Here is a 360-nt window from a genome sequence, read left to right as displayed (position 1 = left end):
CAGCGCCATTACGTCGAGCGCGTAATTCTGGTTCAGTTTCCAAGGCTTGCGATTACCCTGCTGCGGCAGACGGTCCAGTGCCCGCTGGATATAGCCCGAGGTGAAATCGACGCACGGCTCCGGCGCGACCGGGTCGGCACCGATCCGGGGCGTCGCCTGCCGCAACCCACGTTTCGCCATCGTGTTGAGCAGCCGGCACATATACATCGCCACCAGATCGGCCTTCAGCGTCCACGACGCATTGGTATAGCCGAAGGTGAAGCTGAGGTTCGGCACCTCGGAGAACATCATCCCCTTATATTGCAGCGAATCGGTCAGCCGGATCGGCTGCCCGTCACGCTCGAACGCGATCCCGCCCAT

Annotated in this window: 1 pseudogene; it reads right to left on the bottom strand. The window is 61.9% G+C overall.

Annotated features, from left to right (window positions below):
- Positions 1 to 360, bottom strand: a pseudogene (locus CVH10_RS18360) (FAD-containing monooxygenase EthA); the annotation flags it as partial.

Source organism: Halomonas sp. ND22Bw, assembly GCF_003011945.1.
GTDB classification, from domain to species: Bacteria; Pseudomonadota; Gammaproteobacteria; order Pseudomonadales; family Halomonadaceae; genus Halomonas; species Halomonas halophila.
Note: the sequence above shows the minus strand (reverse complement) of the source record. Positions and strands in the feature narration are given on the sequence as shown.